7 protein-coding genes are annotated in these 4,206 nt (G+C 69.8%); 6 read left to right on the top strand and 1 reads right to left on the bottom strand.

Features of this window, described 5'->3' with window-relative positions; genetic code table 11:
- The 3 genes from ACFDTC_RS06230 to ACFDTC_RS06240 form a co-directional block, all read left to right on the top strand.
- Positions 1–390 (top strand): c-type cytochrome (locus ACFDTC_RS06230; protein WP_375258014.1); only part of this gene is annotated, 390 nt, incomplete at its 5' end.
- 7 nt (positions 391–397) lie between these two features.
- The gene (locus ACFDTC_RS06235) at positions 398–526 is read left to right on the top strand and encodes a hypothetical protein (RefSeq protein WP_375258015.1); all 129 of its coding nucleotides are present in this window, start codon (positions 398–400) and stop codon (positions 524–526) included.
- Positions 527–577: 51 nt separating this feature from the next.
- Positions 578–1,912 carry a sigma-54-dependent transcriptional regulator gene (locus ACFDTC_RS06240; protein WP_375258016.1) on the top strand — a complete coding sequence of 445 codons (1,335 nt, stop codon included), beginning with the start codon at positions 578–580 and terminating at the stop codon, positions 1,910–1,912.
- A gap of 10 nt (positions 1,913–1,922) precedes the next feature.
- On the opposite strand, the gene ACFDTC_RS06245 is transcribed toward ACFDTC_RS06240, so the two are convergent.
- Entirely contained in the window at positions 1,923–2,429 is a 507-nt protein-coding gene (locus tag ACFDTC_RS06245) for a DUF2478 domain-containing protein (protein WP_375258017.1), read from the bottom strand.
- 85 nt (positions 2,430–2,514) lie between these two features.
- On the opposite strand from ACFDTC_RS06245, the gene ACFDTC_RS06250 reads away from it, so the two are divergent.
- The 3 genes from ACFDTC_RS06250 to mobB form a co-directional block, all read left to right on the top strand.
- Positions 2,515–3,378: a formate dehydrogenase accessory sulfurtransferase FdhD gene (locus ACFDTC_RS06250; RefSeq protein ID WP_375258018.1), complete on the top strand. Its 864-nt coding sequence runs from the start codon at positions 2,515–2,517 to the stop codon at positions 3,376–3,378.
- The gene (mobA, locus tag ACFDTC_RS06255; protein WP_375258019.1) at positions 3,375–4,007 is read left to right on the top strand and encodes a molybdenum cofactor guanylyltransferase MobA; all 633 of its coding nucleotides are present in this window, start codon (positions 3,375–3,377) and stop codon (positions 4,005–4,007) included. The genes ACFDTC_RS06250 and mobA overlap by 4 nt, the downstream gene beginning before the upstream one ends.
- Positions 4,004–4,206, top strand: a 203-nt coding sequence (gene mobB, locus ACFDTC_RS06260) for a molybdopterin-guanine dinucleotide biosynthesis protein B (RefSeq protein WP_375258020.1), incomplete at its 3' end; no start/stop codon positions are given. The genes mobA and mobB, both read left to right, overlap by 4 nt.

A 4,206-nucleotide genomic window follows, 5' to 3' on the forward strand; every position in this document is an offset into this window, starting at 1 on the left:
TGGCCGGTCGCGATGCTCGACAGCTTCGACGCCGAGATGGGCCAGGAACGCGCCTTCCTGCGCGACCCCGAGACGATGCCCAACGGCGAACGTCAGTTCATGCGCAAGTGCTCGATCTGCCACGCGCTCGAACCCGGCCCGTCACGCAAGGCCGGCCCGACGCTGCACGGCGTCTTCGGGCGCCCCGCCGGCACCGTCGCCGGGTACACCTATTCCGATACGCTCGACGGGTCCGGCATCGTCTGGTCCGACGAGACGATCGACGCGCTTTTCGACGAGGGTCCGGACCATTACATCCCGGGCTCGAAGATGCCGATGCAGGTGATCAGCGGACGCGACGACCGCGCCGACCTGATCGCCTTCCTGAAACAGGCCACCAAAGAGGAGTGAGCCGGACATGAAAGCAATGCTGACAGGGTTTGCCGCAAGCGGCCTGATCGCGGTGGGTGCCTGGTACGCGCTGAACGAGATCGGGTTCTCGTCGGCCGAAGTCTATTCCAGCCCCGGCAGCGTGCGTCTGGACTGACGGGCGGCGCGCTCTCTTCTGCCCGCCGCGCGGCTGGTGTAGACAAACGGCATGAACGCGACAGACGAATACGGCAGCACGCTGGCCGGCGCCTCGATCCTCGTGATCGACGACGAACCGGGGATGCGCAATTTTTTGATGAAGATCCTCGGCCCGCGGGTGAAGCGGGTCGAGCAGGCCGCCAGCGCCGCCGAGGCGACGCAGCGCCTCGACGAGGCGCATTTCGACCTGGTGATCCTGGACAACATCATGCCGCGGACCACGGGGTTGGACTGGGTCACCGAACAGCGCCGCAAGGGCTTCTTCGCCGACACGATCCTGATCACCGCCTACGCGGACCTTGAAACCGCGATCGCCGCCCTGCGCGCCGGGGTCAGCGATTTCGTCCTCAAGCCGTTTCGCGCGAACCAGATCCTGGGCGCCGTGGCGCGCACGCTCGACCGCAAGTTCCTGCGCCGGGACAACACGCTGCTGCGCCACGCGTTGAACGCGGGCGACGCGCATGGCCCGCTGCTGGGCAAGTCGCGCCCCATGGCCGAACTGCGCGCCATGCTGGCGCGGCTCGCGCCGCTCGCCACACCGGTGCTTTTCACCGGCGCCACCGGCACCGGCAAGGAGTTGGCCGCCCGCCACCTGCACGCGCTGTCCTCGCGCGCCGAAGGGCCGTTCGTCGCGGTCAACTGCGCGGCGCTGACGCCCGACCGGATCGCGGCAGACCTGTTCGGCGTGATCGAGGATGGCGGCCGGCTGAAGCCGGGCCTGATCCCGCTGGCCGACGGCGGCACGCTGTTCCTCGACGAAGTGGCGCAGATGCCGGACCAGCTTCAGGCCGCCCTGCTGCGCGTGCTCGAAGACCGGCGCGTGCGCCCCGTCGGCGCCGAGCGCGAGATGCCGTTCGACCTGCGCTTCTGCTTCGCCACCAACGCCGACCTGAACGCCGCGGTCGCCGAGGGCCGCTTCCGCGCCGACCTCTATCACCGCATCAACGTCGTGCGCATCGACATGCCGCCGCTGGCCGACCGGTCCGAGGACATCGTCGAGCTTGCCGCGCTGTTCATGACGCAATCGTCCGTCTCGCTGGGCCTGCCGGCGCTGGATCTGGACGAAGAGACGCTGCTGAAGCTGCGCCGCTACGCGTGGCCCGGCAACGTGCGCGAGTTGAAGAACCTCGTCGAACGCTCGGTCATCCTGGGCGGCTTCCCCGAAGAGTTCGCTGGCAGCGGACAGGTCACCGGCTCCCGCGCGATCGAGGATCTGGAACTGGTCGTGCAGCGCCACATCCTGCACGTTCTCGACCTGAGCAACGGCAACCGCGCCGAGGCCGCGCGCCGGCTGGGCGTGTCGCGCAAGACGATCGACCGCAGGATGGCGGCGTGGGGTGATTGACGGCGCTGGCTCAGGCCGCCTGCCTGTGCGCCATGCACCACGCGATGATCGCGTCGACGTCGCCGGGCAGCGGTTCGGCCAGGTCGGCGGCGAAGTCCAGGAACGCGTCGACATTTCCGCGGTTGACCGCCGTCAGGACCGGGATCCCCTCGGCCAGCGCGTCGCCGATGAGCGGGCGAAATCCGCGGCCGTCGATCTCCTGCTTGCCGAACTTGTTGACGATCAGCAGCGCCGGGCCGTCGGCCAGCGCCGCCGCGACGAGGCCCGCCGCGCGTTCCAGGCCGTCCGGGTCGAGCCGGCAGCCACGCGACAGCCGGCCGAGGTCCTGGCTGATCCGCACCACGTCGTGGCCCGACAGGATGTGCAGGTCCATGTCGCACTTGCGGGTCGGATCGCGATCCTCGTTCGTCTGCACCGCGCCCGCCAGCGGTACGCCTGCCGCGCGCAGCCGCGTCGCCACCGCGTGGATCAGGCGGTCGCCCTCGCCGCGGCCTTCGGACACCACGTAGCCCAGCATCGCTCATCCCTTGCAACCGGTTGCACGGCCATACACTATGCCGGACACGCCCGGAAACACCATCCCTGACAGGAGCGCGCAGGCCGTGCCCGACACCCCCATCCTGCCGAACCCGGACGACCCGCGCCTGACACGGTGCGTCACCGGCACCGACCAGACAGGCGCGCCCGTCGACATTTCGGTGGTCGAGGAACGGCCGCTGACGATCTACCTCAACCGGCAGGAGATCGTGACCGCGATGACCATCGGGGACTACCCCGAATACCTGGCGGTCGGCTTCCTGCGCAACCAGGGCATGCTGCGCGACGACGACGTGGTGACCCGCGTCGACTATGACGACGAGATCGAGACCGTCGTCGTCCGGACCGAGCGCGAGACCTCCTACGAGGACAAGATGCAGAAGAAGACGCGCACCTCGGGCTGCGCGGTGGGTACGGTCTTCGGCGACATGATGGAGGGGCTCGAGGGGCTGACCCTTCCGCGCGCCGAGATCCGGACGAGCTGGCTATATTCGCTGGCGCAGGAGATCAACACCACGCCGTCGCTCTACCTCGAGGCCGGAGCGATCCACGGCACGGTGCTGTGCCAGGGCGACCGCCCGCTGGTCTACATGGAGGATGTGGGCCGCCACAACGCCGTCGACAAGATCGCCGGCTGGATGTTCCGCAACGGCGTGCCGGCGGACGACAAGATCCTCTACACCACCGGCCGGCTGACCTCGGAAATGGTGATCAAGTGCGCGCTGATGGGCATCCCGGCGCTGGCGTCGCGCTCGGGCTTCACGGCGTGGGGGGTCGAGATCGCGCGCCAGGTCGGGCTGACCTGCATCGGCCGGATGCGCGGCCGCCGCTTCGTCTGCCTGTCGGGCGAGGATCGTCTGGTGCGCGATGCCGACCCCGCCAGCGTGCCCGACGAGGACCGCAAATCCCGCCGCAAGGCCGCGTCGTGAGCAGACCGCTGGGCGTGATCCTGGCCGGTGGCCTCGCCACGCGCATGGGCGGGGGCGACAAGGGCCTGCTGCACGTCGACGGCCGCAGCCTGCTGTCGCGCGCGATCGACCGCCTGGGGCCGCAGGTGGACGGGCTGGCTCTGAACGCCAACGGTGATCCTGCGCGCTTTGCCGAGTACGGCCTGCCGGTCCTGCCCGACACGATCGCGGATTTTCCGGGGCCGCTCGCGGGCGTGCTCGCGGGACTCGACTGGGCGGCGGACCAGGGCGCCGACAACATCGTCACCGCCGCCGCCGACACGCCGTTCTTCCCCACCGATCTGGTCGCGCGCCTGCAGGCGGCGGCGACCGGGCCCTATCCGCTTGCGCTGGCGGCGACACCGCGCGACCGCACGGCGCTGAAATCGGGCGGCAAGCTCAACCGGCATCCGACATTCGGGCTGTGGCCCGTCGCGCTGCGCGACGACCTGCGCGCCGCGCTGAAGGACGGGTTGCGCAAGGTCGTGCTGTGGACCGACCGCCACGGCGGGACCGAGGCGCTGTTCGAGGCCGAGCCGTTCGATCCCTTCTTCAACGTCAACACGCCCGACGACCTGGCCCGGGCCGAGGCGCTGGCGAAGACCGCATGAAGCTGTACGGGGTGACCGGCTGGAAGAACGCCGGAAAGACGACGCTGATGGAGCGCCTCGTGACCGAGATCACCGGCCGGGGCTTGCGCGTGTCCACCGTCAAGCACGCCCACCACGACACCGATGTCGACCAGCCCGGCCGCGACAGTTTCCGGCACCGGCAGGCGGGCGCGTCGCAGGTGATGCTCGCCTCGCCCCG

The organism is Citreimonas sp. (assembly GCF_042096055.1).
Taxonomy (GTDB): Bacteria; Pseudomonadota; Alphaproteobacteria; order Rhodobacterales; family Rhodobacteraceae; genus Citreimonas.

Coding starts and splice junctions, on each gene's coding strand:
- ACFDTC_RS06235 (WP_375258015.1), top strand. CDS start 398: ATGAAAGCAATGCTGACAGGGTTTGCCGCAAGCGGCCTGATCGCGGTG.
- ACFDTC_RS06240 (WP_375258016.1), top strand. CDS start 578: ATGAACGCGACAGACGAATACGGCAGCACGCTGGCCGGCGCCTCGATC.
- ACFDTC_RS06245 (WP_375258017.1), bottom strand. CDS start 2,429: ATGCTGGGCTACGTGGTGTCCGAAGGCCGCGGCGAGGGCGACCGCCTG.